At 68.5% G+C, this 26,046-nt stretch carries 30 protein-coding genes; 12 read left to right on the plus strand and 18 right to left on the minus strand.

Going from position 1 to position 26,046, the window contains the following annotated elements; all coding sequences use genetic code 11:
• The 4 genes from KY497_RS16155 to KY497_RS16170 form a co-directional block, all read right to left on the minus strand.
• Positions 1–993, minus strand: a complete 993-nt coding sequence (locus tag KY497_RS16155) for a metalloregulator ArsR/SmtB family transcription factor (RefSeq protein ID WP_219869512.1) — start codon at positions 991–993, stop codon at positions 1–3.
• Positions 990–2,087, minus strand: coding sequence for an ACR3 family arsenite efflux transporter (gene arsB, locus KY497_RS16160; protein WP_219869513.1), 1,098 nt, complete (start codon positions 2,085–2,087; stop codon positions 990–992). Before arsB ends, KY497_RS16155 begins: the two co-directional genes overlap by 4 nt.
• Positions 2,084–3,064, minus strand: a complete 981-nt coding sequence (gene trxB / locus KY497_RS16165; RefSeq protein WP_219869514.1) for a thioredoxin-disulfide reductase — start codon at positions 3,062–3,064, stop codon at positions 2,084–2,086. Before trxB ends, arsB begins: the two co-directional genes overlap by 4 nt.
• Before the next feature lie 77 nt (positions 3,065–3,141).
• Entirely contained in the window at positions 3,142–4,665 is a 1,524-nt protein-coding gene (locus KY497_RS16170) for a SulP family inorganic anion transporter (RefSeq protein WP_219869515.1), read from the minus strand.
• Between the two features lie 176 nt (positions 4,666–4,841).
• Here KY497_RS16170 and KY497_RS16175 point away from each other — a divergent pair, with 176 nt between their 5' ends.
• Entirely contained in the window at positions 4,842–5,195 is a 354-nt protein-coding gene (locus KY497_RS16175) for a MerR family transcriptional regulator (protein WP_141387902.1), read from the plus strand.
• Positions 5,196–5,296: 101 nt separating this feature from the next.
• On the opposite strand, the gene KY497_RS16180 is transcribed toward KY497_RS16175, so the two are convergent.
• On the minus strand, positions 5,297–5,392 hold the full coding sequence (locus KY497_RS16180) for a 50S ribosomal protein L36 (protein WP_219870370.1): 96 nt from the start codon (positions 5,390–5,392) through the stop codon (positions 5,297–5,299).
• Positions 5,393–5,403: 11 nt separating this feature from the next.
• Between KY497_RS16180 and KY497_RS16185 the strand changes: the two genes are divergently transcribed.
• From KY497_RS16185 to KY497_RS16195, 3 genes are all read left to right on the plus strand, one after another.
• Positions 5,404–5,772, plus strand: coding sequence for a hypothetical protein (locus KY497_RS16185; protein ID WP_229779045.1), 369 nt, complete (start codon positions 5,404–5,406; stop codon positions 5,770–5,772).
• A 94-nt stretch (positions 5,773–5,866) separates the two neighbouring features.
• A complete protein-coding gene (locus KY497_RS16845; RefSeq protein WP_258185764.1) occupies positions 5,867–6,571 on the plus strand; it encodes a TetR family transcriptional regulator in 705 nt (234 codons plus the stop codon).
• Positions 6,572–6,583: 12 nt separating this feature from the next.
• Positions 6,584–7,846, plus strand: coding sequence for a glycosyltransferase (locus KY497_RS16195; RefSeq protein ID WP_219869516.1), 1,263 nt, complete (start codon positions 6,584–6,586; stop codon positions 7,844–7,846).
• Between the two features lie 82 nt (positions 7,847–7,928).
• Here the strand turns inward: KY497_RS16195 and KY497_RS16200 are convergent, their stop codons facing one another.
• On the minus strand, positions 7,929–9,230 hold the full coding sequence (locus tag KY497_RS16200) for an NAD(P)-binding domain-containing protein (protein WP_219869517.1): 1,302 nt from the start codon (positions 9,228–9,230) through the stop codon (positions 7,929–7,931).
• Positions 9,231–9,373: 143 nt separating this feature from the next.
• Between KY497_RS16200 and KY497_RS16205 the strand changes: the two genes are divergently transcribed.
• A complete protein-coding gene (locus KY497_RS16205; RefSeq protein WP_055871175.1) occupies positions 9,374–9,655 on the plus strand; it encodes a helix-turn-helix transcriptional regulator in 282 nt (93 codons plus the stop codon).
• Between the two features lie 43 nt (positions 9,656–9,698).
• Here KY497_RS16205 and KY497_RS16210 read toward each other — a convergent pair whose 3' ends face one another.
• Complete coding sequence (locus tag KY497_RS16210; RefSeq protein ID WP_375140917.1) at positions 9,699–9,875, minus strand: hypothetical protein; 177 nt, start codon at positions 9,873–9,875, stop codon at positions 9,699–9,701.
• A 199-nt stretch (positions 9,876–10,074) separates the two neighbouring features.
• Here KY497_RS16210 and KY497_RS16215 point away from each other — a divergent pair, with 199 nt between their 5' ends.
• From KY497_RS16215 to csrA, 5 genes are all read left to right on the plus strand, one after another.
• Positions 10,075–10,473, plus strand: coding sequence for a hypothetical protein (locus tag KY497_RS16215; RefSeq protein WP_055870274.1), 399 nt, complete (start codon positions 10,075–10,077; stop codon positions 10,471–10,473).
• A 43-nt stretch (positions 10,474–10,516) separates the two neighbouring features.
• Positions 10,517–12,217 carry a long-chain-fatty-acid--CoA ligase gene (locus tag KY497_RS16220; RefSeq protein WP_219869518.1) on the plus strand — a complete coding sequence of 567 codons (1,701 nt, stop codon included), beginning with the start codon at positions 10,517–10,519 and terminating at the stop codon, positions 12,215–12,217.
• Positions 12,218–12,359: 142 nt separating this feature from the next.
• Positions 12,360–12,608 carry a flagellar FlbD family protein gene (locus KY497_RS16225; protein WP_055870268.1) on the plus strand — a complete coding sequence of 83 codons (249 nt, stop codon included), beginning with the start codon at positions 12,360–12,362 and terminating at the stop codon, positions 12,606–12,608.
• Positions 12,608–12,973 carry a flagellar biosynthesis protein FlhA gene (locus KY497_RS16230; protein ID WP_258185765.1) on the plus strand — a complete coding sequence of 122 codons (366 nt, stop codon included), beginning with the start codon at positions 12,608–12,610 and terminating at the stop codon, positions 12,971–12,973. The genes KY497_RS16225 and KY497_RS16230 overlap by 1 nt, the downstream gene beginning before the upstream one ends.
• Entirely contained in the window at positions 12,945–13,196 is a 252-nt protein-coding gene (gene csrA / locus KY497_RS16235) for a carbon storage regulator CsrA (protein ID WP_055870247.1), read from the plus strand. Before KY497_RS16230 ends, csrA begins: the two co-directional genes overlap by 29 nt.
• A 13-nt stretch (positions 13,197–13,209) precedes the next feature.
• On the opposite strand, the gene KY497_RS16240 is transcribed toward csrA, so the two are convergent.
• The 8 genes from KY497_RS16240 to coaA all read right to left on the minus strand — a co-directional run bounded on the left by KY497_RS16240 (position 13,210) and on the right by coaA (position 21,891).
• The gene (locus KY497_RS16240; protein WP_141387868.1) at positions 13,210–14,346 is read right to left on the minus strand and encodes a hypothetical protein; all 1,137 of its coding nucleotides are present in this window, start codon (positions 14,344–14,346) and stop codon (positions 13,210–13,212) included.
• Positions 14,343–15,941, minus strand: coding sequence for a cell wall metabolism sensor histidine kinase WalK (locus tag KY497_RS16245; RefSeq protein WP_219869519.1), 1,599 nt, complete (start codon positions 15,939–15,941; stop codon positions 14,343–14,345). Before KY497_RS16245 ends, KY497_RS16240 begins: the two co-directional genes overlap by 4 nt.
• Positions 15,942–16,154: 213 nt before the next feature.
• On the minus strand, positions 16,155–16,982 hold the full coding sequence (locus KY497_RS16250) for a response regulator transcription factor (protein ID WP_141387864.1): 828 nt from the start codon (positions 16,980–16,982) through the stop codon (positions 16,155–16,157).
• Positions 16,979–17,464 carry a tRNA (adenosine(37)-N6)-threonylcarbamoyltransferase complex ATPase subunit type 1 TsaE gene (tsaE, locus tag KY497_RS16255; protein WP_371861308.1) on the minus strand — a complete coding sequence of 162 codons (486 nt, stop codon included), beginning with the start codon at positions 17,462–17,464 and terminating at the stop codon, positions 16,979–16,981. The genes KY497_RS16250 and tsaE overlap by 4 nt, the downstream gene beginning before the upstream one ends.
• Positions 17,461–18,567, minus strand: coding sequence for an alanine racemase (gene alr, locus KY497_RS16260; RefSeq protein WP_055877255.1), 1,107 nt, complete (start codon positions 18,565–18,567; stop codon positions 17,461–17,463). The genes tsaE and alr overlap by 4 nt, the downstream gene beginning before the upstream one ends.
• Positions 18,564–18,923, minus strand: coding sequence for a holo-ACP synthase (locus KY497_RS16265; protein ID WP_017828216.1), 360 nt, complete (start codon positions 18,921–18,923; stop codon positions 18,564–18,566). The genes alr and KY497_RS16265 overlap by 4 nt, the downstream gene beginning before the upstream one ends.
• 93 nt (positions 18,924–19,016) lie before the next feature.
• Positions 19,017–20,864 carry a glutamine--fructose-6-phosphate transaminase (isomerizing) gene (glmS, locus tag KY497_RS16270; RefSeq protein ID WP_127481935.1) on the minus strand — a complete coding sequence of 616 codons (1,848 nt, stop codon included), beginning with the start codon at positions 20,862–20,864 and terminating at the stop codon, positions 19,017–19,019.
• A gap of 73 nt (positions 20,865–20,937) precedes the next feature.
• Positions 20,938–21,891 (minus strand): type I pantothenate kinase, encoded by a 954-nt coding sequence (gene coaA, locus KY497_RS16275; protein WP_017828214.1) that lies wholly within the window; start codon positions 21,889–21,891, stop codon positions 20,938–20,940.
• 29 nt (positions 21,892–21,920) lie between these two features.
• Between coaA and KY497_RS16280 the strand changes: the two genes are divergently transcribed.
• Together KY497_RS16280 and KY497_RS16285 are read left to right on the plus strand one after the other, a co-directional pair.
• Positions 21,921–22,865: a Ppx/GppA phosphatase family protein gene (locus KY497_RS16280; RefSeq protein ID WP_141387860.1), complete on the plus strand. Its 945-nt coding sequence runs from the start codon at positions 21,921–21,923 to the stop codon at positions 22,863–22,865.
• A gap of 508 nt (positions 22,866–23,373) precedes the next feature.
• A complete protein-coding gene (locus KY497_RS16285) occupies positions 23,374–23,652 on the plus strand; it encodes a helix-turn-helix domain-containing protein (RefSeq protein WP_219869520.1) in 279 nt (92 codons plus the stop codon).
• A gap of 36 nt (positions 23,653–23,688) precedes the next feature.
• Here the strand turns inward: KY497_RS16285 and glmM are convergent, their stop codons facing one another.
• Genes glmM through rplM form a run of 3 tightly spaced genes read right to left on the minus strand, consistent with a single transcriptional unit; the run spans position 23,689 to position 26,021 of the window.
• Entirely contained in the window at positions 23,689–25,047 is a 1,359-nt protein-coding gene (gene glmM, locus KY497_RS16290) for a phosphoglucosamine mutase (protein ID WP_055870223.1), read from the minus strand.
• 14 nt (positions 25,048–25,061) lie between these two features.
• A complete protein-coding gene (gene rpsI, locus KY497_RS16295) occupies positions 25,062–25,547 on the minus strand; it encodes a 30S ribosomal protein S9 (RefSeq protein WP_017828210.1) in 486 nt (161 codons plus the stop codon).
• 27 nt (positions 25,548–25,574) lie between these two features.
• Positions 25,575–26,021: a 50S ribosomal protein L13 gene (gene rplM, locus KY497_RS16300; RefSeq protein ID WP_017828209.1), complete on the minus strand. Its 447-nt coding sequence runs from the start codon at positions 26,019–26,021 to the stop codon at positions 25,575–25,577.
• Positions 26,022–26,046 lie beyond the last annotated feature (25 nt).

Below are 26,046 nucleotides of genomic sequence, written 5' to 3' on the forward strand. Positions count from 1 at the left end.
TCAGGGAAGAAGGTCGTCGACGAGCGCGCGCACGCGTGCGGCGATGTCGTCGCGGATGGCTTCGACGCCCTCCCGCGAAGCGAGGGCGGGATCGCCGACGGCCCAGTCGTCGTAGCGGACGCCGGGGATGATCGGGCAGACGTCGCCGCACCCCATGGTGATGACGACGTCGGCCGCACGGACGGCGTCGTCGGTGAGGGGCTTCGGGAAGCGCTCGGCGGCCAGGTCGCCTTCGATCTCCGCGAGGATCGAGCGGACGTGCGGGTGGATGACGTCGGCGGGGGCCGATCCTGCCGAGCGAGCCACGACCTTGCCGGCCGCCAGCTTGTTGACGAGCGCGGCGGCGAGCTGCGACCGCCCCGCGTTGGCGACGCAGACGAAGAGCACCTGCGGGACCGCGGCATCGCGATCGCGGGTGAGGTCGGCGAGGCGCTGACGCGCGAAGCGCTCCGTGAGCGGCACGAGAGCGGAGGTGACGCGGGCGCTGCGCGCGAGCGCCGTGTACGACTCGCGGACGGTCGTGAGCACGACGTCGGAATCCAGCTCCGGAACCTCCGCGGCAAGCTCCTGGGCAAGACGGGTGACGCGCGCGTCGAAGTCGGGGCGCCGCCCCCCGTCGTCGGCGGAGACGCTCCAGGGCGCGACCGTGGCTGGTGCGAACGAGTCCAGCAATGCCGTGACCGCGCGGCGCCGGCCCGGGGTGATCCGGTACCAGACCCAGGTTCCTCGCCGCTCGGAGGTGAGGACATCGACGTCTTTGAGCACCTTGAGGTGGTGGGATACGGTCGGCTGCGACACCTCGGCGAGCTCGGCGAGGTCGCACACGCACGATTCTCCGCGCGGGTCGGACGCGATGGCCGACAGCATCCGCAGCCGCAGCGGATCCGACAGAGCCTTCAACGTTGCAGCAACCGAGGAGGCAGCCTCCTGCCCGATCGCATGCGTGGCGACGGGACTGCAAGTGTCGTCTGCGGTCGTCGGGGTGACATTCATGACGAGATCCTCTCAGCGGTGTACGGGTCGGTGTGGAACCAGCGCCGGGCGGCCCAGAGCGAGACATAGACGAGTCCGACGAGAACAGGGACTTCGATCAGCGGGCCGACGACTCCGGCGAGGGCCTGGCCGGATGTCGCACCGAACGTGCCGATCGCGACGGCGATCGCGAGCTCGAAGTTGTTGCCGGCGGCGGTGAACGCCAGGGTCGACGATCGTGCGTATCCGAGGCCGAGCGCCTTGCCGGTGAACAGGCCGACGAACCACATGATCGCGAAGTACGCCAGCAGCGGGAGTGCGATCCGGGCGACATCCCACGGACGATTCGTGACCTGCTCACCCTGCAGGGCGAACAGCAGCACGATGGTGAACAGCAGGCCGTAGAGCGCCCAGGGGCCGATCCTCGGGAGGAAGCTGTCTTCGTACCAGTCGCGTCCCTTCGTACGCTCCCCGATGAAGCGGGAGGCGAATCCCGCGACGAGGGGGATGCCGAGGAAGATCAGGACGTTCAGCGCAATCTGTCCGATCGAGATGTCCAACCCTTGTGAGTCGAGTCCGAGCCAACCCGGAAGGACGGTGAGGTAGAACCAGGCGAGCAGCGAGAAGGCGACGACCTGGAAGACCGAGTTGATGGCGACGAGCACGGCCGCGGCCTCGCGGTCGCCGCAGGCCAGGTCGTTCCAGATGACGACCATGGCGATACAGCGCGCGAGCCCCACGATGATGAGGCCCGTGCGGTATTCGGGCAGGTCGGGCAGGAACGCCCACGCGAGGGCGAACATCAGCGCCGGGCCCACGAGCCAGTTGAGCGCCAGCGACGAGAGCAGCAGCTTCTTGTCGCCGGTGACGGCGGCGACCTTGTCGTAGCGGACCTTCGCGAGCACCGGGTACATCATCACCAGCAGGCCGAGGGCGATCGGGATCGAGATCCCACCGACCTCGAGGCGGGCCAGGAGGTCGGAGACGCCGGGGATGAAGCGGCCGATGACGATGCCGCCGATCATGGCCAGGCCGATCCAGAGCGGCAGCCACCGGTCGAGGGTCGACAGGCGGCGAACGGAAGGTGCGGTGGTGGGTACGGTCGCCGTGCTCATGCGAGGAGCGCCTCCCGCTTCTCGGCGATGACGGGCTCTGCCTCGTCGAGAGCCGCGAGGTAGTGCTGCGCATCCTGCGCTGCAGCACATCCGGTGCCTGCGGCGGTGATCGCCTGGCGGTAGGTGTGGTCGACCAGATCACCGGCGGCGAAGACTCCTGACACGTTCGTGCGAGTGGAGGGGTGCTCGACGAGCACGTAGCCGTCGGCATCCGTGTCGACGAGTCCGGCGACGATCTCGGAGCGCGGATCGTGCCCGATCGCGACGAAGACTCCCGTAGCAGGCAGCTTCCGCTCGGCACCGGCCACGGTGTCGCGCAGTTCCACCGCCTCCACCTTCTCCGCACCGATGAGGCCTGCGACCTCGCTGTTCCACGCGATCTCGATCTTGGGGTGGTCGAGCACGCGCTGCGCCATGATCTTCGAGGCCCTGAACTCACCCCGACGGTGCACGACGGTGACCTTCGAGGCGAAGCGGGTGAGGAACAGCGCCTCCTCCATCGCAGAATCCCCGCCGCCGACGACGACGATCTCCTGCTCGCGGAAGAAGAAGCCGTCGCAGGTGGCGCACCACGAGACGCCGCGGCCGGTGAGTCTCTCCTCATCCGCGATGCCGAGTTTGCGGTAGGCGGAGCCCATCGTCAGGATGACGGCGCGAGCGAGGAAGGTCTCGCCGGAGCCCGTCTCCACGGTCTTGAGGGGGCCGTCGAGGTCGACCAGGACCGCGTCGTCGAGAAGGATGCGGGCGCCGAAGCGCTCCGCCTGCGCGCGCATCGACTCCATCAGCTCGGGCCCCTGCACACCATCGACGAACCCGGGGAAGTTCTCGACCTCGGTCGTGGTCATCAGCGCGCCGCCTGCGGTCACGGACCCGGCGAGCACCACAGGGGAAAGACCCGCGCGCGCCGCATACACGGCCGCGGTGTACCCCGCAGGGCCGGACCCGATGATGACCAGCTCAACCTGTTGAATCGACATGTGTCTATATTGACACTCATCGATACCCCCTGCAATCTCCGACGGAGGAGTTCACGTGTTCGTCACCTTGCCGCCTGCTAGTGCCCTGTCCCAAGATTGCCCGTGAGCCGTTGACGGAACGCCGCCGCGGTGTCGTTGAGGCCATGGATCGTGACGGACTTGCCGAGGCGCTCGTACTTGGTGACGACGGCATCGAGAGCAGCAACGGTCGAGGCGTCCCAGATGTGCGACCGGGTCATGTCGACGACGACCCGGTCCGGATCTTCCGCGTACGCGAATTGGGTCGTCAGGTCGTTGCTCGACGCGAAGAACAGCTCCCCGACGACTTCGTAGCGAGCGGCAGCGATCCCCTCCTCGTCCACCACAGTGCGCGTAACGGTGACGAAGTGTGCGACCCGTCGGGCGAACATCACCATCGCGGCGAGCACTCCGAGGATGACGCCGATAGCGAGGTTGTGCGTCCACACCGTCGCGATGACAGTGATGAGCATGACGGCCGTCTCGCTCTTCGGCATCCGACGCAACGTCGAGGGGCGGATGCTGTGCCAGTCGAAGGTCGCGACGGAAACGAGGATCATCACAGCCACCAGCGCCGCCATCGGGATGATCGCCACCACGTCGCCGAGCGCGAGAACAAGGACGAGGAGGAAGACACCGGCGAGGAACGTCGAGATGCGCGTGCGCGCGCCCGAGGCCTTCACGTTGATCATCGTCTGGCCGATCATCGCGCATCCGCCCATTCCGCCGAAGGCACCGGAGAGCACGTTCGCCACGCCCTGGCCCCACGCCTCGCGCGTCTTGCGGGAGTGGGTGTCCGTGATGTCATCGACCAGCTTCGCCGTCATGAGCGACTCGAGCAGGCCGACGACCGCCATGGCGAGAGCGAACGGGCCGATGATCCCGAGTGTCTCCAGGGTCAATGGCACCTCCGGGATGAAGAGTTCGGGCAGACTCTGCGGAAGCTCACCCTGGTCACCCACGTTCGGCACGCTCCATCCGAACACCACGACGGCCGCTGTCAGCAGCACGATCGTCACCAGCGGAGCCGGGACCACCTTCGTGATGCGCGGCATCAGGAACAGGATCGCCAACCCCACGGCGACCAGCGGGTACACCAGCCACGGCACGCCGAACAGCTGCGGCAGCTGAGCGGTGAAAATGAGGATCGCGAGCGCGTTCACGAAGCCCACCATGACCGAGCGAGGAATGAAGCGCATGAGCTTGGCGACGCCGAGGAGGGCCAGCACGATCTGGATCAGCCCACCCAGCAGCACCGTGGCGATGAAGTAGTCCATCCCGTACTCTCGGGCCACCGGGGCGATCACGAGCGCGATGGCTCCCGTCGCCGCGGTGATCATCGCCGGGCGGCCACCGAGGAACGCGATGGCCACCGCCATCACGAAGGAGGAGAACAGACCCACCCGGGGGTCGACGCCGGCGATGATCGAGAAGGCGATTGCCTCGGGGATCAGCGCCAACGCGACAACGAGGCCCGCGAGGACCTCGCGGGTGAGAAGCCTGGGACTGCGCAGCGCCTGCAGCACGGTGGGTTCGATCCGATAGCGCGATGCGCTGTCCTTGGTCGGAATGACAGCAGTCAATGTGCTCTCCTGAGTCGGGCTCGCGAACGAGCGGCGATACGCGCGCGGACACGCAGGCGCCGAACAGCTCGACGCGGAAGAATGGGGATGCCGAAGGGGCACACTCGCAGACTCTAACGTAACGTGAGGTTTGCTGACGAATCGACGAAGGCGGATCAGTGGAGAACGTGCAGACTATGCGCATCGGCGAAGTGGCCGAACAGACTTCCTTGTCGTTCCGCACGCTTCGCCACTATGAGGACGTCGGACTGGTGATTCCCTCCGGTCGCACGGAGGGCGGGTTCCGGCTCTACACGCCGAGGGACGTCGCACGACTCATGATCGTGCGACGGATGAAACCCCTGGGCTACTCGCTGGACGAGATGCGGGCGCTCCTCGACGTCGTCGACGCCCTGGTCAATACACCCGAGGATGAGCAGCTGCGCGCAAGACTCAGCGCGCTCCGCGACGAGGCCGGCGCTCGTCGCGCGAAGCTCGCGAGCCAGGTGGCGATGGCCGACGAGTTCCTCGCACAGCTCGCCCAGATCTGAGACGCCCCGTCTCATCCGTTCGGCACCGTCGCGATCACGTCGACGAGGCGCACGGCGAAGGGGCCCGGCGGATCATTCCGCCGGGCCCCTTCGCGTCGCACTCACCCCTGTCGCCCCTTGAAGCGCGGGCTGAGCTTGTTGATGACGAACACTCTGCCCCGGCGGCGCACCACTTGGGCGCCCGGCTGATTCTTCAGGGACTTGAGGGATGACGCTGATCGACACCGCGGCCAAGACCCTCGAGGTCGTCGATCTTCCCGAGGGCGTCGAGTACACGTTCCGCGACATCGTCCGCGGGCCGAAGGACCTCGCCTACATCCTCAGCAGCGACGGTGCCATCCATGTGCTCGATCCGGAGTCCGGTGACATCACCGACAGCTTCCCGGTCGTGAAGGCGTGGGAAGGTCCGGCCGAGTGGCAGGACGCCCACCCCGCCATCGTCGTCGCCGGGAACATCGCGTACGTCACCGAGCCTGCCGCCAACAGCGTTCATGCTGTGGACCTCACCACCGGCAAGGTGCTCGCCAGCACCGAGCTCGACGTGACGCCCAACGAGATCGCCCCCGCCGCGGGCTGACCCCACGACGGTCGAGGGGTGGAGGGCGTCTCGGCGCTTTCCACCCCTCGCATGGTGGCTGGATTTCGCTGAACATTCGTTTAGCATTCTGAATATGCGTTCAGCATCCGCAGACCTCACGACCAGAGCGCGCATTCGCGACGCGGCGATCACACGGTTCGGCCAGCAGGGTTTCGCTGGCACCAGCCTGCGTCAGATCGCACAGGACGCTGCCGTGAGCCCGGCTCTGATCCTGCACCACTTCGGAAGCAAGGATGGGCTGCGGGAGGCGTGTGACGCGCACGTCGTGAGCGAGTTCCTCTCCGAGCGCGACGGCATGACCGGTGCGGACGCTTCACGCCTGCTGCGAGAGGCGCTGGATTCGCTGGAGAAGCGCAGCGTCGCCCTGGACTACCTCGCCGGGATGCTGGTCGACGATTCCACCGCGTCCGACCGGCTCTTCGACACGTTCCTCGCCGGTACCAGAGAGATGCTCCGAGAACAGGTCGCGGCTGGAACGATGCGCGAGCAGTCCGATCTCGAAGCGACAGCCGTGTACATCACGCTCTACGGCTTGGGGCCGGTCATCCTGCGTCGCCACCTCGCCCGGGCCTTCGGAGAGAGCTCGCTGACGACCTCGTTGCTGGAGCGCTCGACCATCCCTGTGCTGGAGTTGTACACGCACGGTCTCTACTCGGACGATCGTCTGCTCGTCGCTGCGAAGGAAGCGCTGGGCGGGCACAGCGGCCCGAGCTCGGACAAGGGAGAGAACGACCCGACATCGCCACATGAGCGCGTGCGCTCCGCCACCGCGACGTGAACGGCTGAGTCGATGCGCGCACTCATCTTCACGTTGGGCACCCGAGGTGATGTCGACCCCTACGTCGCCCTTGCATCACGGCTTCAGCGGGAGGGGCATGCGGTCACCCTGTCCGCGCCCGGCGTCTACCGAGAAGACCTCGAGCGACGTGGCATCCGGTTCGAACCCATGGGCGACGCGATGCACGATGAAATGCGAGCACTGATGGCGGACTCACGGGGTCCTGTCGAAGCAGCGACGCTCGCCCGGCGCATGTCACAGGCGATGCGACGCTCCCTCTCCGAGCAGTGGACGGTGGCGCAGAAGGTCGATCCGACCGTCATCGTGTCTCACCCGAAGGCGCTGGCCGGAGTCCACATAGCCGAGCGACTCGGCATTCCCTTCGTCGCCTCGCTCCCACTCCCCTTCCTCACTCCGACGCGCGACTTCGCCATCCCGTTCGTGGCTCGCCGATTTCCCGGACCCGTCAACCATCTGAGCTATCAGTTCAACCGCTTCACGGCCCTCGCCTATGGGGGGATGATCAATCGGTTCCGCACTCAGACGTTGGGGATGCGACGAACCAGCCGGATGAGCGACTATCTGCACCGTGATGGCGAACGCGTACCGGTCCTCTACCCCTTCAGCCCCCATGTGGTTCCGCCGCCTGCCGACTACCCGGATTCCGCTCACATCACCGGCTACTGGTTCCCTGAGAACGACAGCGACGAGTGGACGCCACCGCCGGCGCTGAGGGAATTCCTCGAAGCCGGTCCTGCGATCTACATCGGCTTCGGGAGCATGGGGTTCGGAAAACCCTCAGCGGAACGGAGCAAGACGGTCCTCGAGGCTGTCCGGCACGCCGGGGTCAGAGCCGTCGTCGCGAAGGGGTGGGGCGGCCTCGACGACATCTCCGACCCGCGCATCCACGTCATCGACGAAGCCCCGCACCGGTGGCTCTTCCCCCGCGTCGCTGCCGTCGTGCATCACGGCGGGGCAGGGACGACAGCGGCCGGTCTCAGGGCGGGTCGCCCCAGCCTGATCTGCCCGGTGCTGGGAGACCAGCCGTTCTGGGGATCCCGAGTGCACGCGCTCGGGGCCGGGCCGCGCCCTCTTCCGCTGCGGAGAGCGACAGCGGCGACTCTCGCAGCGGGCATCGACGAGCTCGTCTCGACAGAAAGCTACGCCGACAGTGCAGAAACACTCGCGCAGTGCATCTCCGGCGACGACGGCACAGGTGAAGCAGTGCGAGTGCTGGAACGGCTCGATGCTGGCGGGGCGCCGCTGACGAGGTGAACTCCGGTGCCGGGTATCTGCCTTCTCCTCGAGCGACGAGGCCCGGGAGAGGCCCCCTCGTCGCCGCTCCCTCCGAGCTCGATCAGCCGACGACGACGGGCCGCGCACCGATCTGCAGCGTGGAGGGGGCGGCGCAGCAGCTGCCCGCGTTGTCATCGAAGTCGCCGGCCCCTCCGCACACCCCGGTGTCCGGAAGCCTGAGTTCGCGGCGATCAGCTGCCTCGCGATCGCCGGCGAGGTGAGCGGCGACACTGCGCACCTGCTCGAAGCCCGTCAGCGCGAGGAAGGTCGGCGCCCGACCGTAGGACTTCGCGCCGACGATGAAGAATCCTCGCTCCGGCTGCACGAGCTCACGCGCCCCGGTCGCACCCACGGATCCGCAGGAGTGGATGTTCGGATCGATCTCGGATGCGATACCGGCGACGGCTTCGAGCGTGGGATCCAGGTCGGTCCTGAGCTCGCGCAGCATCTGCAGGTCGGGTCGGAAACCCGTGAGCGCGAACATGCGCCCGACGCCCCTGACGACGCGCCCGTCTTCGGCGATGACCGTCAGCCCTTCGGCCTCCTGCCGGAACTCGGCGACGCGGAATCCGGTCACCAGGTCGACGATTCCGTCGTCGATCACCTTTCGTGCGCGAGAGCCGAGAGCCGCGCGCTCCGGCAGTTCGTCGCCGGCACCGCCACCGAACACGTTCGCGGCGCTCCCCCGGCGCAGCATCCACGTCACCCGTGTTCCCGGGGCGCGCCGTGCCAGCTCGCTCAGGCGCAGCACGGCATGCGTGGCGGAGTGCCCGGCCCCCACGACGACGACGTGCGAACCCGCGAGTTCCGAGACATCGGCCGGGATCCGATAGGAGATCGCACCAGCCGCCGCGGCCTCTCCGAGAGCCGGGTAGCCGTCGGCCCCGGCCGGGTTGGGAAGACCCCAGGTGCCGCTCGCGTCGATCACGGCGCGAGCGAGGAGTCGGGATTCCCGACCATCGGCGTCGACCGTATGCACGACGAACGGCTGGCTCCTGCGCCCTCCCTCGACGACCTTGTCGCGTCCCTGACGTGCGATTCCGGTGACTGTCGTCGCGTACCGGATCCGCTCGCCCAGAACCTTCGCGAGCGGCGCGAGGTATCCGCTCACCCACTCCGCCCCCGTGGGATACCCCGCCGCGGGTGCGGTCCAACCGGTCGGCTCGAGAACGCGACGCGCGGCCGCGTCCGTGAGCTCCGGCCACGAAGAGAAGAGGCGCACGTGACCCCACTCGGATACGGCGGCCGCGGGACCACGGCCCCGCTCGACGACGACCACGTCCTCCTCGCGTTCGACGAGATGCGCCGCGGCGGCGAGGCCCTGGGGGCCGGCTCCGATGACGACGACGGGAAGCTCAGACATCACATCTCCTCGGATTGAGAATTTTCAATATGAAGACTGTCTCCCACCTATCGAAGATTGTCAATACGTGACAGGATGGGCGAGTGACCCTGCCGACGACGATCGAAGCCCGCACCTGCTGCGTCCCTCCTGTCACCGCGACCATGACCGTCGAGGATGCGGAGCGCGTCGCCCGGGTGTTCAAGGCGCTGGGAGACCCCACTCGGGTCAGACTGTTGTCCCTCATCGCCGCCGGGTCCGGCGGTGAGGCCTGCATCTGCGACCTGACCGAGCCCGTCGGCCTCTCGCAGGGAACGGTCTCCCATCACATGAAGCTTCTGACCGAAGCCGGTCTGGTCACGCGAGAGCAGCGCGGCAAGTGGGCGTACTTCGCGCTGAACGCCGACGCGATGGAGGCCGCAGCCGACGCGCTCCGCGCGGTCTGAGCACCACCGCACCACCGCACCGCCGCAGGTCGTGCCCCGCGACCTATCCGAGCTCCCGGAGCTCCGACGTCATCTCTCCCCCGGCATCGCCCGTGTTGACGGTGCCCTTCGGCTCGAACAGGATCGCCTGCACCTCCTCGTCGGCTCGCGGGCAGTGCTCGACACCCTTCGGAACGACGAAGACGTCGTTCGGCCCCAGCACCACATCACGATCGCGCAACTGGATCGTCAGACGCCCTCTCCGAGCAGCTTCACGACCTTGACGTCGTAGTCGTTGACGCTGGCCAGCCGGTGCGGCTGCCAATGCTCGGTCATAGTTGCCAGCGCCGCCTGCACATTCCGCACATCTTCGTTAACATCGTCAGCTTAGGACGCCCGACTTCGCCGGTACTGTCGTCTCTGGGAGAAAGGAGGCGGTCATGAACGCGGTCGATGCTGTCGGAATGATCGCCGAGATCCTCTCATGGGTCGGACTCGGTGTCGGGCTCCCGCTGCTCACGATCGTGCTGCTGGTGAAGGTGCACGACGGTCCCTGGCTGCCCCACGAGGTCGTCATCCTCGAGGAGGAGGACGGCCGGGCGCGCGCCCGCTGGTTCACCGCCGGCGACTTCTGGGAGCGGCCGCTCCGGGCGGAGGAGTCCGTCCATTGGCGTGGCAGGGAGGACGCCGACGCGTTCATCAGCGCCCGACACCCGCGCCTGATGAGGTTCGAACCCCGACGCCCCCTCCTCCATGCGCTCCAGGTGCTCGGGATCACCCTGGCCGGCGTCGGCGCGGCCGCGGTCGCCGTGTCGATCATCCTGCTGTTCGTCGGCTGAGGCACAGCGCCCGCGAAACGCGATCCCGGGGGAGGATGGAGACATGCCCGACTCTCCCCTCGCCTCCCGGCCCTGGCTCGATTCCTACGCCGAGGGCGTCCCCGCCCAGATCGAGGATCCGTCGCAGACCTTGCCGGAGATGCTGTCGGCGAGCGTGAAGGCCTTCGGTCGACGCCCGGCGCTGGACTTCTTCGGAGCGGTGACCACGTACCGGGAACTCGGAGAGCAGGTCGAGCGCGCCGCTGAGGGCCTGCGCCGGCTCGGGGTCGGTGCCGGCGACCGCGTCGCTCTGGTGCTGCCGAACTGCCCGCAGCACGTCGTCGCGTTCTACGCGATCCTGCGATTGGGTGCGATCGTGGTCGAGCACAACCCGCTCTACACCGCGCGCGAACTGCGACACCAGTTCGAGGATCACGGCGCACGCGTCGCCATCGTGTGGGACAAGGCCGTCGACACGATCGCCGGATTCCCCACCGACGTCAGGGTCGAGCACATCGTGAGCGTCGACATCACCGCGGCGATGCCGCTGTCGAAGCGCCTCGCCCTGCGACTGCCCCTGCCCCGGGCACGCGAAGCCCGCGCGAAGCTCACCGGCACTCCGAAGGCGCGGCACCTCGTCACCTGGAAGAGCCTCGCCGATCACCGGCGGATCTCAGGGCGGGTGCCGGCGCCGACACTCGACGACATCGCCCTGTTGCAGTACACGAGCGGAACGACGGGCGTCCCGAAGGGAGCGATCCTCACGCACGCGAACCTCCGGGCCAACGCGATGCAGGGACGAGCGTGGGTGCCGGGACTCGTCGACGGCGAGGAGACGTTCTACGGTGTGCTGCCGCTGTTCCACGCGTACGGGATGACGCTGTGCCTCACCTTCGCGATGAGCATCGGGGCCCGGCTCGTGCTCTTCCCCGCGTTCGATCTGGGACTGGTCACAGCGGCGGCGCGCTCGACGCCTCCCACCTTCCTTCCCGCTGTGCCGCCGATCTATGACGCTCTCGCCCGCGCAGCCTCCCGGGGGACCATCGACCTCTCGACCGTGCGCTTCGCGATCTCCGGAGCGATGAGCCTTCCGGTGGCCACCGTGAAGCGCTGGGAGGAGGCGACGGGCGGTCTGCTCGTGGAGGGTTACGGCATGACCGAGAGCTCGCCGGTCGCGCTCGGCAATCCGATGGGTCCCACCCGCCGTCCCGGCACCGTCGGCGTGCCCTTTCCGAGCACGGAGATCCGCGTCGTCGACCCCGCTGACCCGACGGTCGACGTGCCCTCCGGAGAACCCGGCGAACTCCTCATCCGCGGCCCGCAGGTCTTCCAGGGGTACTGGGGGCGGCCCGGCGAGACGGCCGACGCTCTGCTGCCGGACGGCTGGCTCCGATCGGGCGACATCGCCCAGGTCTCCTCGGACGGGTTCGTGATCATCGTCGACCGCCTGAAGGAGCTCATCATCACCGGCGGCTTCAACGTGTCGCCGAGCGAGGTGGAAGACGCCCTCATCGCGCACCCCGATGTCGTGGCCGCCGCGGCCGTGGGTCTTCCGCGACCTCATGGCGGGGAAGAGGTCGCCGCCGCCGTGGTTCTCCGCGACGGCGCTGCTCTCGACGTGGACGCGCTGCGCGACTTCTGCCGCACCCGGCTCACCCCGTACAAGGTGCCGCGCCGCATCACCGCCGTCGACGACCTCCCCCGCTCCCTCATCGGCAAGGTGCTGCGTCGACAGGTGCGGGACCAGCTTCTCGCCGAGCGCTGATCGTCCTCCCTCACGGGATCCTCCCCCACGGGCACGACTAACGGCTGACGCCCTCCAGCCGACAGTCACCTCCGACAGCCCAGGACGGGCCGTCGGGTCCGCGCTCCCCGGAACGCGGACGGATCTTTCCAGGATGGAGCCCATGATCATCCTCACGCGCCTGAACCGTTCGCGGTTCGCGGTGAACCCCGACCTGATCGAACGCGTCCAGGCAACGCCGGACACGACGCTCATCATGGTCGACGGTGCGACCTTCGTGGTCACCGAGACGATGGATGACGTGATCGCGCAGATCACCCGGTTCCGCGCCGGAGTGCTCGCCACGGCCGCCGCTCTGATCAGCACCGCCGGAACGGATTCAGACGCCCCCGCTTCCGAGGTCGGTCTCTGATGGATCCGTCTCTCATCCTCGGACTGGTCCTCGCGTTCGGTGCCCTGATCGCCATGATCAACCTCGAAGGCGCCGACCCGCAGCGCATGGAAGCCGTGGTCGAATCGGTGAAACAGGCCGTGTCCTCGGTGCGCGAGGGCGGCGAGCCGGTGCTGGTGTGCGCGCCGTCTCTGCGGCCGGCCGTGCGACGCCTCGTCTCGGCGCAGACGGACGGCCTTCCCGTGCTCTCCTACACCGAGGCGACCGCCGCCGCCCTCACGATCGAGACGGTCGGGGTCGTGCGGGACATCCCCGCTCCTGCGGTCGGCGTCGTCCCCGCAGCACTAGGCTCAACGAATGCTGGTTTTGACGAGGCGGATCGGTGAGAGCGTGCGCATCGACGGCGACATCGAGATCACGCTGCTCGAGATCAAGGGCGACAGCGTGCGGATCGGCGTGAAGGCGCCCCGCGAGACGCGCATCCAGCGCACCGAGATCATCGAGGCCGTCGTCGCCGAGAACGTGTCCGCCGCTGCCGAGACCGATGCCGGTGCGGAAGAGGCCATCGCCGCTGCCCTCGCTCGGGGCCGGGAAGCCCGACCCTCCTAGTCGAAGGTCGACCTCAGCCGGATGCCAGGTCCGCCACCGTGGCCCGCTTCCACTGGTCGCCGCCGGCAGCTCGCGCTCTGTCCGCCGCACTGCCCGCCGCGGTGACGAGGGCGTCATAGTCGTAGCCGAACACCGATGCGGTCGCCCAACCGATGCTCGCCGACGACCGGATGCCCATCACCGCGGTCTCGGTGTCGATCACCGAGATGCGCGTCAGGATCTCGCGCAGATGATGGCGAACCGACTCGTCGCTGCCGCGGATGATGACCATCGCACGGCCGTCTGCGACCCGATCGGCATCGGCCGACGCCGGCAGGGTCTCCTCGATGTCCTGGTGGAAGCGATCGACGATGAGGGCGAACGCCGCCCCCGTGGACGCCTCACGGAGGTCGGCGGGATCGTCCAGCCGGATGTCCAGGATCGACCACGGCTGATCGCTCTGCGCCTCGGCCTTGCGCAGCCGTCGACGCGCCCGCTCGGCGATGTCACCGGCAGCGTCCTTCTTCTGCTCCGATCGCACCAGCAGCACCAGGGTGAACGCCGCGCAGGTGCTGACCACCACGGTGCCGACCGCGTTGAGCCCCCGCAGTGCGCTCAGTTGGGCCTCGGTGCCGGCACCACCGGAGACCAGCGCGGTCGCGGCGCTCACGAGGGCGACCACCACGAAGCCGCACGACGCGAGAGCCAGCGGCAGCACGATGTCTCTGACGGCCGATCCGTCGCGCAGCAGCTCGTAGGCCACCAGACCCGCGAAGACGGCGCTGCCGAGGAAGACGAGCTGGAACGCGGGCATGTACCAGCCGGTGCCGGCCGTGGTCACCAGGAGGGTGGGAGAGGCCAGGACGAACAGGACGATCGGCCACCGACGGGCCCGCCGCCCGAAGTGCATCCGCAGACCGATCCAGACCAGAGGTTCGAAGCACAGCAGGAGCGCGGACGCCGCCCCTCGCAGCATCGCGATGTCCGTCTGCTGGCCGGCGAGCCAGAGGTAGGCCCCGAGCATCCCCAGGCCGAAGGCGCCGCCCCAAGCCACCGTCGCCCTGCTCGGACGGGCGAGCGTGCCGAGCCCCACGACCATGACCGTGAGCACCGTGACCACGGCCACCATGCTGGTGGTGATGTCGACGTTGACGGGAACGAGAGGGTTCACGCCTGTACCTCCTCGGGGGAACGCGGCGGGAATCGAAGTGTCACGCAGGTGCCGATCCCCCGCTCGCTCGAGACGTCGATGCTGCCTTCGTGCGCAGCCACGATCTCCCGCACGATCCCCATACCCAACCCTGTGCCGCTGATGCCGGCGCGCACCGCCCGCTCCGCGCGGAAGTACGGCTCGAACACCCGTGACAGCTCTTCGGGCGTCATCCCGAACCCGTTGTCGATGATCGAGACCTCCGCCTGACCGGTGTCGGCCGTGTCGATCGCGACGTCGATGCGCCCGCCGGCCGGGGTGTACTTGGCGGCGTTGCTGAGGAGGTTGTCGAGCACCTGTCGCAGCCGGAAGGGATCGCCGGAGATCACGAGGCTCGTCGCTCCTGCGATGACCAGCTCCTGCCGGTTGCCAGAGAAGACCGGTGCGTACGAGGCTGCGGCCTCGTCGACGACCTCTCGCAGGTCCACGGGGGCGAACGGCTCCTGCGCGGTGCGACTCGTCTGCTGGAGGATGCTCGCGACCAGGTCCTGCATGCGCTCGCCCGCGTGCGCGATGATGTCCAGCTGCGCCGGCACGCGCCCGGGGAGGTCTTCGCGCTCACGGAGCAGGTCGACGTGCCCGATGATCGCCGTGAGCGGATTGCGCAGCTCATGGGAGACCACGGCGTTGAAGGCGCGCCGCTCCTCATCGGCCTCGAGCAGGGCCGTCACGTCGTCGATCACGACGAGCGTGATGTCCTCCCCCTCGCCCGCACTGGCCATCGACTGCGTGCTCACCTCGAGTGCACGCCACTGCCCCCTGCCGTCGAACAGCCATACCCTCTCGGCCTGCAGCTGCTCCCCGCTGGCGGCCCGCGCCAGCGAGGTGCGCGAGGGCGGCAGCGCGGTGCCGCGCCGCGCGTCGTACTCGACGGAGGCCGAGGGCAGCGCCGCGCCGAAGCGGTCGCGCCCGTAGAGCGCACGGTAGGCGTCGTTCATCTGGAGGACGCGCCCACTCGTGCTCACGACCACGAGCGCGACCCTCAGCGCATCGACGATCTGGACGACCCGTCGCTGATTGGCCTCGGCCCGCTCAGCCGCACGATTGACCTGCTCGGAACGACGCTGCAGCAGCCGTCGCGCGGCGCGGGAGCGCTGTGAGCCGATGCGGATCGTCACCCCGAGGAAGCCCAGCGTGATCACGAGAGTGAGCACCCGCAGCAGGATATCGGCAGGCGCGCCGCTGTGATCCGCGAACGCCACGAGGGTGGCGCTGATGAAGGCGATGCCGCCGAGCACCCACGGCAACGTGAAGTAGGTGGCCAGCCAGACGACGGGGAAGACCCAGAGGAAGCCGAGCCTGATGTCGGGGGCGTTGGTGGTGAGCCCCACGGCGAGCGCATCCAGAAGCGGCACGGCCGTCGCCGCGGTGCGCGGGAGTCGATGCCACGGCACAGCCAGGGTCGCCACCGTGGTCAGAATGACGAGACCGAATCCGGCGACCACGAGGGGGTTCGCGAAGGTCTGGGGCTTGAAAGCGGTGATCATGACGACGATCGCCACGATGCTGCCGGTGAAGACGAGCTGCCAGCGCCAGATGGACACCGTGCGGACCATCAGTGTCCACCCTCCCCTTCGAACCTCAGCTTTGCCGCAAGATTACTCAAAGATCGTTCGAGCCCGCTCTTCAGGCGGCCTCTCGCCCCTAGCATTCTCAGTGGGGGCCGATACTGCGACTGGGGCACAACGCAGACGCTGGGGCCGCGCGAGTGGGGATTCGCAGGCGATCGGGGCCGTGGTTGGGGAACCACGGCCCCGCCCCCTCGGTCTTCACGAGCCCTCGTCCGACGTGAGCCGGTAGCCGACGCCGCGCACGGTCTCGATGTAGCGCGGCTGCGTCGTGCTGTCGCCGAGCTTTCGTCGCAGGTTCGCGATATGCGTCTCGATCGCCCGCTTGTCCGGCTCGCTCACGTAGTCGTTCGACCCCGGCGGCGCAGCGCGCAGGCCTCGGGCGAGATCGGCCTTGCCGCACACCCGCTTCCCGGCCTCCAGCAGCATCGCGAGCAGGTCGAACTCGGTCGGTGTGAGCTCTATCCGTCGCTGCCCGATCAGCACCAGTCGCGTGTCGAGGTCGAGGCTGAGATCGCGGTGCACCCTGCCACGCCACGTCAGGACCGTCGCTCCGTCCAGCGCCTGCTCTGCGCCGGGATCGGACCTGCCGTTGTCCGGGAGTCGAGGGCCGGGCACGCGCGCGTCGGCGACGCCGGGGGCGGGGAGCCGCGGACGCCGCAGAAGAGCCTCGATACGGGCGCGGAGCTCGCGCGGGCGGAACGGCTTCACCAGGTACTCGTCCGCTCCCGAGGTGAGCCCGAGGACCACGTCGGACTCTTCGGAGAGTGCGGAGAGCATCATGATGAAGGTGTCGCTGACCCGCCGGATCCGCCGGGCGACCTCGAAGCCGTCGATGCCGGGAAGGTTGATGTCGAGGGTCGTGATCACCGGATGGTGCTGTTCGACGGCAGCGAGCCCCTCGACGCCGGAGCCCGTGAGGATCGTCTCGAAGCCGGCCGCGAGGAACACCTCGTCCAGGAGTGATCGCACGTCGGGATCGTCTTCGATGATCACGGCGACGAGTGCGGGCGTCGACGTCGAGGTCATGCGGCGCTCTCGCGCACGATCGTGACGATCCTCGGCGCATCCGAATCGAGCTCCGAAGGGTCGAGGTCGTCCGAGGACCCCACAGGCCGCTCCACCTCGATGTCCCACCAGGAGTCGGCCAGCTCCTCGGCCATGCCTCTGCCCCACTCGACCACCACGACGGAGCGCTCGAGGTCGAGGTCGAGGTCGTCGAGCTCCGCCGCCGAACCGAGGCGGTAGGCATCGACGTGCACCAGTGGCGCTCCGCCGACCAGCGAGGGGTGCGTGCGGGCGATCACGAAAGTGGGGCTCTGCACGGGACCGCGCACCCCCAGACCCTCGGCGAGCCCGCGGGTGAAGGTGGTCTTGCCCGCTCCGAGCGGACCCGTCAGGACGAGGAGGTCGCCGGCTTCCAGCTGTTCGCCGATGCGCAGGCCCAGCTGCTCCATCTCCTCGGCGGTCGCGATCTCCCGACGACCGAGGAACGCGGGGTCCACGCTCACGAGGCCCGCCGGGGCACGCGGGGACCGATGCGGGTGACGATCTCGTAGTTGATGGTGTCGGCGGCATCGGCCCAGTCCGCCGCTGACGGCACGCCGAGGGTGGGGTCGCCGAACAAGACGACCTCGTCGCCGATCGAGACCGGGGTGTCTCCGACGTCGACGACGAACTGATCCATCGCGATGCGTCCGACGTTCACGAACCGGCGTCCGCCGATGGAGACCGGGAGCTTCCCCGACGCATTGCGCGGCACCCCGTCGGCGTATCCGAGAGGCACGAGGACCAGCGTCGTGTCGCGATCCGTTCGATGGTCGTAGCCGTAGGAGACGCCCGTCCCGGCCGGCACTCTGCGCACGGCGGCGATCGCCCCCCGCAGCGTCATCGCCGGACGCAGGCCGAGCTCGGCGGAGCTGCGATCGTCGAACGGCGACAGGCCGAAGAGCCCCACGCCGATGCGCACCGCGTCCAGGCGCATCTCCGGCAGGTCGATGGCAGCGGCGGTCGCGGCGATGTGCCGGATCTCGGGGTGGATGCCGAAGGACGCTGCGGCGGCGACCCCCTCTTCGAACTTCGCGAGCGCTGCTCTGTCGTCTTCCGCCGAGGTGTTGGAGAGGTGACTGAACAGTCCGACGATGCGAAGGCGTCCGATGCGTTCGAGGCGCGCGGCCTCGGCGAGCACACGCCCCCAGTCCGCCGGGGCGATGCCGTTGCGCGACAGACCGGTCTCGAACTTCAGGTGCACCCCGACCGGGCGGTCGACCGCAGCAGCGGTCGCGGCCGCCTCGAGCTGATCGAACGACGAGATCCCGACTTCGATGTCCTGGGCCGCCGCCTGCTCGAACCGCTCTCCCGGAGCGTGCAGCCACGCCATGATCGGTGCATGCACACCCTGCCGGCGCAGCTCGAGCGCCTCGGGGATCTCGGCGACGCCGATGCGGGTGGCACCAGCCGAGAGCGCCGCGACCGCAGCCATCGCCGCGCCGTGCCCGTAGGCATCGGCCTTCACGACGGCGATCACCTCGACACCGGTCAGGCGTCGGAAGTGCCGCACGTTGTCGGCGATCGCGTCGAGGTCGATGCTCGCTTCGCGGAAGGGGGCGGTCACAGCGGTGCTCCTTCGGCGACGACGAACGCCGCGGCGAGACCGGCGTCGTGGGTGAGGGTGAGATGCAGCGTGAGGATGCCCCGTTCTTCGACGACCGCAGCCGTCGACCCGGACAGCACGAAGTGCGGGCGCCCCGAGGGCTCGGAGGCGATCTCGATCTCGGTCCAGTGCACGCCGTCGGAACCGCCGAGCGCCTTGATCAGCGCCTCCTTGGCGGCGTAGCGCGCGGCGAGGGAGGGAAGACGGAGAGTGCGCTCGGAAGGGGCGAAGAGCCGCTCACGCAGCCTCGGAGTCCTCTCCATCGTGCGCTCGAACCGTGGGATGTCCACGAGGTCGATGCCGGTGCCGATGATCACCCGTTCAGCCTACCGAGCGTGCGTTCGGTTGAAATCGCCCAAATGGCTCCGTTCCCGTGGAAACGAAGCCATTCCGGTGATACGAGAAGAGCCTTACTCGACGGTGACCGACTTGGCGAGGTTGCGCGGCTGGTCGACGTCGAGGCCCTTGGCCGTGGCCAGTGCCATCGCGAAGATCTGCAGCGGCACGACGGCGAGCAGCGGCTCGAACATCGCCCCGGCGAGCGGGATGTGGATGACCTCGTCGGCGAACGGCAGCACCGCGGCGTCGCCCTCCTCGGCGATCACGATCACCCGGGCACCGCGCGCGCGGATCTCCTGGATGTTCGAGACGACCTTCGAGTGCACGAGTGCCGAGTGACGCGGGGAGGGGACCAGCACGAACACCGGCTGCCCCGGCTCGATGAGCGCGATCGGACCGTGCTTGAGCTCACCGGCGGCGAAGCCCTCGGCGTGGATGTAGGAGATCTCCTTGAGCTTGAGCGCACCCTCGAGCGCGATCGGGTAGCCGACGTGGCGCCCCAGGAACAGCACCGAACGCGTGTCCGCCATCCATCCGGCGAGCTGGGTGACGTGCTCCTGCTCGCTTTCGAGCACCTTGGCGATCTTCTCCGGAAGCGCCGCGAGCTCTGCGACGTCGACCGAGGCGTCGGCGATCGCGCCGCGCACCCGACCCATGTGCAGGCCCAGCAGCAGGAGCGCGGTGATCTGCGCGGAGAAGGCCTTGGTCGAGGCCACAGCGACCTCGGGTCCGGCGTGGGTGTAGACGACGGCATCCGACTCGCGCGGGATCGTGGCGCCCTGCGTGTTGCAGACCGACAGCGTGCGTGCGCCGCGTTCGCGGGCGTACTTCACGGCCATCAGGGTGTCCATGGTCTCGCCCGACTGGCTGATCGACACCACGAGCGTGTCGGCGCCGATCACCGGGTCGCGGTAGCGGAACTCGTGGGCGAGTTCGACGTCGACGGCCACGCGTGCCCACTGCTCGATCGCGTACTTGCCGACCAGCGCCGCGTAGGACGCAGTGCCGCAGGCGGTGATGATGACCCGGTTGATGCCCACGAAGAGCTCGTCCAGTCCGTCGAGCTCGGGGATGACGACCTGGCCGTCGTGGATGCGCCCGCGGATCGTGTTGGCGACGGCCTCGGGCTGCTCGGCGACCTCCTTGGCCATGAAGCTCGACCATCCGCCCTTCTCGGCGGCGGCGGCATCCCAGGACACGTCGAACGGCTCGGGCTCGACGGGCGTGCCGGCGAAGTCCATGACGGTGACGGACTCCGGCGTGATCGAGACGATCTGGTCCTGGCCGATCGCGAGCGCCTTGCGCGTGTACTCGATGAACGCGGCGACGTCGGAGCCGAGGAAGTTCTCCCCTTCGCCGAGGCCGATCACGAGCGGGGAGTTGCGACGGGCGCCGACCACGAGGCCGGGGTGGTCCTGGTGCATCGCCAGCAGGGTGAACGCGCCCTCGAGGCGGTTCACGATGCTGCGGAAGGCCAGCTGCAGGTCGCCGCCGTTGCCGGCGTACTCGCGTCCGAGCAGGGCAGCGGCGACCTCGGTGTCGGTCTCGCTGCGGAACACCACGCCGTCGGCGAGGAGCTCGTCACGCAGTGCGGAGAAGTTCTCGATGATGCCGTTGTGGATGACGGCGAGCTTGTCGTCGTCTGCCAGGTGCGGGTGCGCGTTGCCGTCGGTCGGTCCGCCGTGGGTCGCCCAGCGGGTGTGTCCGATCCCGGTCGACCCATCGGGCAGAGGCGCGTCGGCGAGCGAGTCGCGCAGCACGGCGAGCTTGCCCGCCTTCTTGCGCATGCCGAGCACGCCGTCTCCGTCGATGACGGCGACACCCGCGGAGTCGTATCCGCGGTACTCGAGGCGGGCGAGGCCTGCGAGAAGGATGTCCTGGCTGGGGCGCGGGCCCACGTATCCGACGATTCCACACATGGGATCAAGAGTAAGACGGTTTTTTTGCGAGTCGTCCGTACATTCTTCGGACGGCGACGGTCCGGCTGCGGCCTCAGAGTTTGCGCAGCAGCACCGTCTCGACATCGTGGTCGGCGCCCTTGCGCAGCACGAGCCGTGCGCGGTGCCGCGTGGGCATCACGTTCTCGACGAGGTTGGGCATGTTGATCTCGTTCCAGTAGCCGAGGGCCGTGGTGATCGCCTCCTCGTCGGTGAGGTGCGCGAACACGTTGAAGTACGAGGACGGGTTGCTGAAAGCGGCCTGGCGGAGCGCGAGGAAGCGGTCGACGTACCACTTCTCGATGTGCGAGGTGTCGGCGTCGACGAAGATCGAGAAGTCGAACAGGTCGCTCACGGCGACATCGTTCGGAGCGGGCGGCGGCTGCAGCACGTTCAGTCCCTCGACGATCACGACGTCGGGCCGGCGCACGACGACGTTCGCATCCGGCACGATGTCGTAGCGCATGTGGGAGTAGAACGGGGCCCGCACCTCGGTGGCGCCGCTCTTGACCTCGGTGAGGAACTCGATCAGCGCCCGACGGTCGTACGACTCGGGGAACCCTTTGCGATCCATGATGCCGCGGCGCTCGAGCTCGGCGTTCGGGTACAGGAATCCGTCGGTGGTGACCAGCTCCACCCGAGGCGTTCCCGGCCAGCGGCTCATGAGCTCGCGCAGCAGACGGGCGATGGTGGACTTGCCCACAGCCACGGAACCGGCGACGCCCACGACGAACGGCGTCGTGGTGTCGTCTTCCTGGAGGAACGACGAGGTGGCAGCGCCCAGTCGCTTCGTCGCGGTGGCGTAAAGGCTGAGCAGACGGCTCAGCGGCAGGTACACCTCGCGCACCTCGGTGAGGGAGAGACGGTCCCCGATGCCGCGGAGCTCGACGACCTCGGTCTCGGTGAGCGGCTGATCGAGCCCGGCCGCCAGGCGCGCCCACTCCGCGCGTCCGATCTCCCGATAGGGCGACAGTGGCAGCGTGGGGTCGGCGGTGGTCACGGAGTACATCGTATCCGGGGGGCGAGTAGTCTCTTCCCGTGCGCCTGGGAGTCCTCGACATCGGATCCAACACCGTCCACATGCTGGCGGCCGACGTCCGCCCCGGCGGACGGCCGCTCGCGACGACGAGCGACAGGACGGTGCTGCGCCTCATGCGCTACCTCACGCCCGACGGCTCCATCTCGGAAGAAGGCGTCGTCGCCCTCGTCGCCGCGGTCGCGCAGGCGCGGCGCGTGGCGGAGAGCGAGCGCGTCGACGCGCTGCTGGCCACGGCGACGAGCGCCGTCCGCGATGCGCGCAACGGAACCGAGGTCATCGCCCGCATCGAAGCGGCTCTCGGCCAGCCCTTGCAGGTGCTCGATGGAGAGACCGAGGCCGAGCTGACGTTCCTCGCGGTGCGACGCTGGTTCGGCTGGTCGGCCGGACAGATCCTGCTCCTCGACATCGGGGGCGGTTCACTCGAGATCGCCGCAGGAGCGGAGGAGATGCCCGACGCTGCGGCATCCGTTCCCCTCGGCGCCGGGCGAATGACGGTGCAGTTCCTGCCGAACGATCCTCCGGGCGAGAGCGATGTGGAGCGGCTGCGCGCCCACGCGGCGACGACTCTGGCCGATGTCCTCCCGCGGTTCGTCGCGCTCCCCCGACCCGATCACGTCGTGGGGTCGTCGAAGGCCATCCGTTCTCTGGCCCGGCTGGTCGGCTACCCGGCGCCGGGGTGGTCCGGAAGCGAGCGGATGCTGCTCCCCCGGGCGTCGCTCGGATCGTGGATCCCACGCCTCGCACGCCTTCCCGCCTCCGCGCGTCAGGAGCTGCCGGGCATCACACCGGATCGCACGTTCCAGATCGTGGCGGCCGCCGTGTCGTTGCACGCCGCGATGACCGCCTTGGACATCGACGAGCTCGAAGTGTCGCCGTGGGCGCTGCGTGAAGGCGTGCTGCTGCGGTACATCGAGCAGCTGGGTTGGAACGACTCCCGACGCTGAGCGACCGGTCGCACGGAGGGACAGGCTCTGTTGCCGCCTCCGTCGCCGCCGGTCGTCGATGCACCCGGACTCGTGGCGAAAGAGCACAACGGCCCGTGGATGCCGGTCGGGAGCGGGCTCGTGATCGCGCCGTCCGGGATCGCCCAGCACGTGCGCTGCGCAGGCTCCTGGAGCATCACCGCCGCGTGTGTTCCCCGGGCCGCGCTCGGAGCATTCGTCGCGGCACTGCCCGCCACCGCTCGGGTCCTCGAGGAGCGGCGCCCGCTGGACCGCGCGATGCAGGCCTTCGTCGAACAGGTCTTGGCCGTCGACGACACGGCGACCGCGATCGAACGCTACGCGATCGAGCGCCTGATCGTGGAGATGAGCGGAGGCCATCCTGCTCGACCGCATCGACGGGGCATCCGGGCACCGTTCCCCCCACGCCGCTCTGCGCGACAAGGCGGTCGCTGTCATCGCGCAGCAGTGCAGCGACCCTGCGCTGAACCCCGCACGGGTCGCCCGCGAAGTGCGATCATCGCTGCGTCAGCTGCAGCTGGTCTTCGCGGAGGCGGAGAACAGCGTGGCCTGCGAGATCAGGCGTCAGCGGGCGCGTCTGGCCAAGTCGCTCCTGCTCGACAGCCGGTTCGACTCGCTGAGCATCGAGCAGGTCTCGCAGCGTGCCGGCTTCCCCTCACCCATCAGCCTGCGTCGCGCACTCGAGGAAGAGTACGGCGCCACCCCCCGTGCGCTTCGCGCCCACCGCGAGGCCGCGCAACGCCCCCAGAACGAGACGGCCGACCGCTGAACACAGCGGTCGGCCGTCACTGAATCTGTGCGGACGTCAGAGCGATAGGCGCTCCTGCACCACCGCCGCGAGGCGTCCGGCATAGGCATGCACCGACTCGGCGTCGGCCGCCTCCACCATCACACGCACCAGCGGCTCGGTGCCGGACTTGCGCAGCAGCACGCGTCCGGAATCACCCAGCTCGATCTCGACGTCGCGTACGGCCTGCTGCACGACCTCGTCGTCGGAGACGCGGTCCTTGTCGACATCGCGCACGTTGATGAGAACCTGCGGGTAGATGGTCATCACCGATGCGAGCTCGGCGATCGACTTCTTCTGCCGCGCCATCTCGGCCACCAGGTGCAGGCCTGTGAGGATTCCGTCACCCGTGGTGGCGTACTCGCTCATGATGACGTGACCGGACTGCTCGCCGCCGAGCGCGTAGCCGCCCTCGTTCATGTCCTCGAGCACGTAGCGGTCTCCGACAGCGGTCTGTCGGACGGTGATCCCGTGCTCGCGCATCGCGACATGCAGACCGAGGTTGCTCATCACCGTCGCGACGAGGGTGTCGTCGGTGAGGTGACCGCGCTCCTTCATGGACACCGCGAGGATGGCCATGATCTGGTCACCGTCGATGTGGTTTCCCTCGGCATCCACCGCGAGGCACCGGTCGGCGTCGCCGTCGTGAGCGATGCCGATGTCGGCGCCCAGACGCACGACGGCCTCGGCGAGGTTGTCGAGGTGGGTCGAGCCGACACCGTCGTTGATGTTCCAGCCGTCGGGGTCTGCCCCGATGACGGTCACCTCGGCGCCGGCGTCGCGGAACGTCTCCGGTGAGACGCCGGATGCCGCGCCGTGGGCGCAGTCGAGCACCACGTGGATGCCGTCCAGGCGGTTCGGGAGCGATCCGAGCAGGTGCACCACGTAGCGGTCCTCGGCGTCGGAGAACCGATCGATGCGACCGACTCCGGCACCCGTCGGGCGCAGCTTGTCGCCGGCCATGGCCTCTTCGATGCGCTGCTCGACCACGTCGGGAAGCTTGCGGCCTCCGCGGGCGAAGATCTTGATCCCGTTGTCGGGCGCAGCATTGTGCGACGCCGAGATCATCACGCCGAAGTCGGCGTCACGGTCGGCGACGAGGAATGCGAGCGCGGGCGTCGGAATGACTCCCGCCTCGAGCACGTCGACTCCGGAGGAGGCGAGACCTGCGGCGACGGCCGCGGCGATGAAGTGTCCAGAGACCCGGGGGTCTCGGGCGACTACTGCGGTGAGTCGCTTGCCTTCGGCCTTGCGAGCCTCCGCAGTACGGCCCTGGCCCAGGACGACAGCAGTCGCCTGGGCCAGGGTGAGCGCCAGGTCGGCGGTGAGGATGCCATTGGCGAGTCCTCGCACACCGTCCGTGCCAAAGATCGGCATCGGAGCAGTTGACCTTAACGCTTCGAGTACTGAGGCGCCTTACGGGCCTTCTTGAGTCCAGCCTTCTTGCGCTCCTTGACGCGGGCGTCGCGCGAGAGGAAGCCGGCCTTCTTCAGGGTCGGGCGGTTGTTCTCCTCGTCGATGCCGTTCAGCGAACGGGCGATGCCGAGGCGAAGCGCACCGGCCTGGCCCGAGGGGCCGCCGCCGGAGATGCGCGCGATGACGTCGTATGCACCGGCGAGGTTCAGCACGGTGAACGGGTCGTTGATCAGCTGCTGGTGCAGCTTGTTCGGGAAGTAGTCCTCGATCGTGCGGCCGTTGACCGTGATCGTTCCCGAGCCGGGGACGATGCGCACGCGGGCGATGGCCTGCTTGCGACGGCCGACAGCGGCACCCGGGACGCTGAGGACGGGGCGGGGAGCCGCCTCGACCACGTCGGTCTCGGGAGTCGACGTCGAGAAGTTCTGGGGGGTTTCGGTGGTGTCCTGGATGTCAGCCACGAGTATGTCCTTTAAGTCTTACGGCGCTTACTGGGCGACCTGGTCGAGGGTGTACGGCGTCGGCTGCTGCGCGGCGTGCGGGTGCTCGGCACCGACGTACACCTTGAGCTTGGACAGCTGCTGGCGGCCGATGCTGTTCTTGGGGAGCATGCCACGGATGGCCTTCTCGACAGCGCGGACCGGGTTCTTCTCGAGGAGCTCGGCGTAGGTGACCGACTTCAGGCCGCCCGGGTAACCGGAGTGGCGGTAGGCCATCTTCTTCTGGAGCTTCTGACCGGTGAGCGCAACCTTCTCCGCGTTCACGATGATGACGAAGTCACCCGAGTCGATGTGGTTGGCGAAGGTCGGCTTGTGCTTGCCACGCAGGAGCGTAGCGGCGTGCGAGGCCAGACGGCCGAGAACGACGTCGGTGGCGTCGATGACGACCCAATCGCGCTGGACTTCGCCAGCCTTGGGGGTGTAAGTGCGCGTCACGATAGTGCTGCTTTCTTGTGTCGAA

Source organism: Microbacterium sp. PAMC22086 (assembly GCF_019443525.1).
GTDB classification, from domain to species: Bacteria; Actinomycetota; Actinomycetes; order Actinomycetales; family Microbacteriaceae; genus Microbacterium; species Microbacterium maritypicum.

Excerpts from the sequence above, each read along its gene's own strand:
- KY497_RS16155 (WP_219869512.1), bottom strand. The coding sequence starts at position 993 with ATGAATGTCACCCCGACGACCGCAGACGACACTTGCAGTCCCGTCGCC.
- arsB (WP_219869513.1), bottom strand. The coding sequence starts at position 2,087 with ATGAGCACGGCGACCGTACCCACCACCGCACCTTCCGTTCGCCGCCTG.
- trxB (WP_219869514.1), bottom strand. The coding sequence starts at position 3,064 with ATGTCGATTCAACAGGTTGAGCTGGTCATCATCGGGTCCGGCCCTGCG.
- KY497_RS16175 (WP_141387902.1), top strand. The coding sequence starts at position 4,842 with ATGCGCATCGGCGAAGTGGCCGAACAGACTTCCTTGTCGTTCCGCACG.
- KY497_RS16185 (WP_229779045.1), top strand. The coding sequence starts at position 5,404 with ATGACGCTGATCGACACCGCGGCCAAGACCCTCGAGGTCGTCGATCTT.
- KY497_RS16845 (WP_258185764.1), top strand. The coding sequence starts at position 5,867 with ATGCGTTCAGCATCCGCAGACCTCACGACCAGAGCGCGCATTCGCGAC.
- KY497_RS16195 (WP_219869516.1), top strand. The coding sequence starts at position 6,584 with ATGCGCGCACTCATCTTCACGTTGGGCACCCGAGGTGATGTCGACCCC.
- KY497_RS16200 (WP_219869517.1), bottom strand. The coding sequence starts at position 9,230 with ATGTCTGAGCTTCCCGTCGTCGTCATCGGAGCCGGCCCCCAGGGCCTC.
- KY497_RS16205 (WP_055871175.1), top strand. The coding sequence starts at position 9,374 with ATGACCGTCGAGGATGCGGAGCGCGTCGCCCGGGTGTTCAAGGCGCTG.
- KY497_RS16215 (WP_055870274.1), top strand. The coding sequence starts at position 10,075 with ATGAACGCGGTCGATGCTGTCGGAATGATCGCCGAGATCCTCTCATGG.
- KY497_RS16220 (WP_219869518.1), top strand. The coding sequence starts at position 10,517 with ATGCCCGACTCTCCCCTCGCCTCCCGGCCCTGGCTCGATTCCTACGCC.
- KY497_RS16225 (WP_055870268.1), top strand. The coding sequence starts at position 12,360 with ATGATCATCCTCACGCGCCTGAACCGTTCGCGGTTCGCGGTGAACCCC.
- KY497_RS16230 (WP_258185765.1), top strand. The coding sequence starts at position 12,608 with ATGGATCCGTCTCTCATCCTCGGACTGGTCCTCGCGTTCGGTGCCCTG.
- csrA (WP_055870247.1), top strand. The coding sequence starts at position 12,945 with ATGCTGGTTTTGACGAGGCGGATCGGTGAGAGCGTGCGCATCGACGGC.
- KY497_RS16245 (WP_219869519.1), bottom strand. The coding sequence starts at position 15,941 with ATGGTCCGCACGGTGTCCATCTGGCGCTGGCAGCTCGTCTTCACCGGC.
- KY497_RS16250 (WP_141387864.1), bottom strand. The coding sequence starts at position 16,982 with ATGACCTCGACGTCGACGCCCGCACTCGTCGCCGTGATCATCGAAGAC.
- glmS (WP_127481935.1), bottom strand. The coding sequence starts at position 20,864 with ATGTGTGGAATCGTCGGATACGTGGGCCCGCGCCCCAGCCAGGACATC.
- coaA (WP_017828214.1), bottom strand. The coding sequence starts at position 21,891 with ATGTACTCCGTGACCACCGCCGACCCCACGCTGCCACTGTCGCCCTAT.
- glmM (WP_055870223.1), bottom strand. The coding sequence starts at position 25,047 with ATGCCGATCTTTGGCACGGACGGTGTGCGAGGACTCGCCAATGGCATC.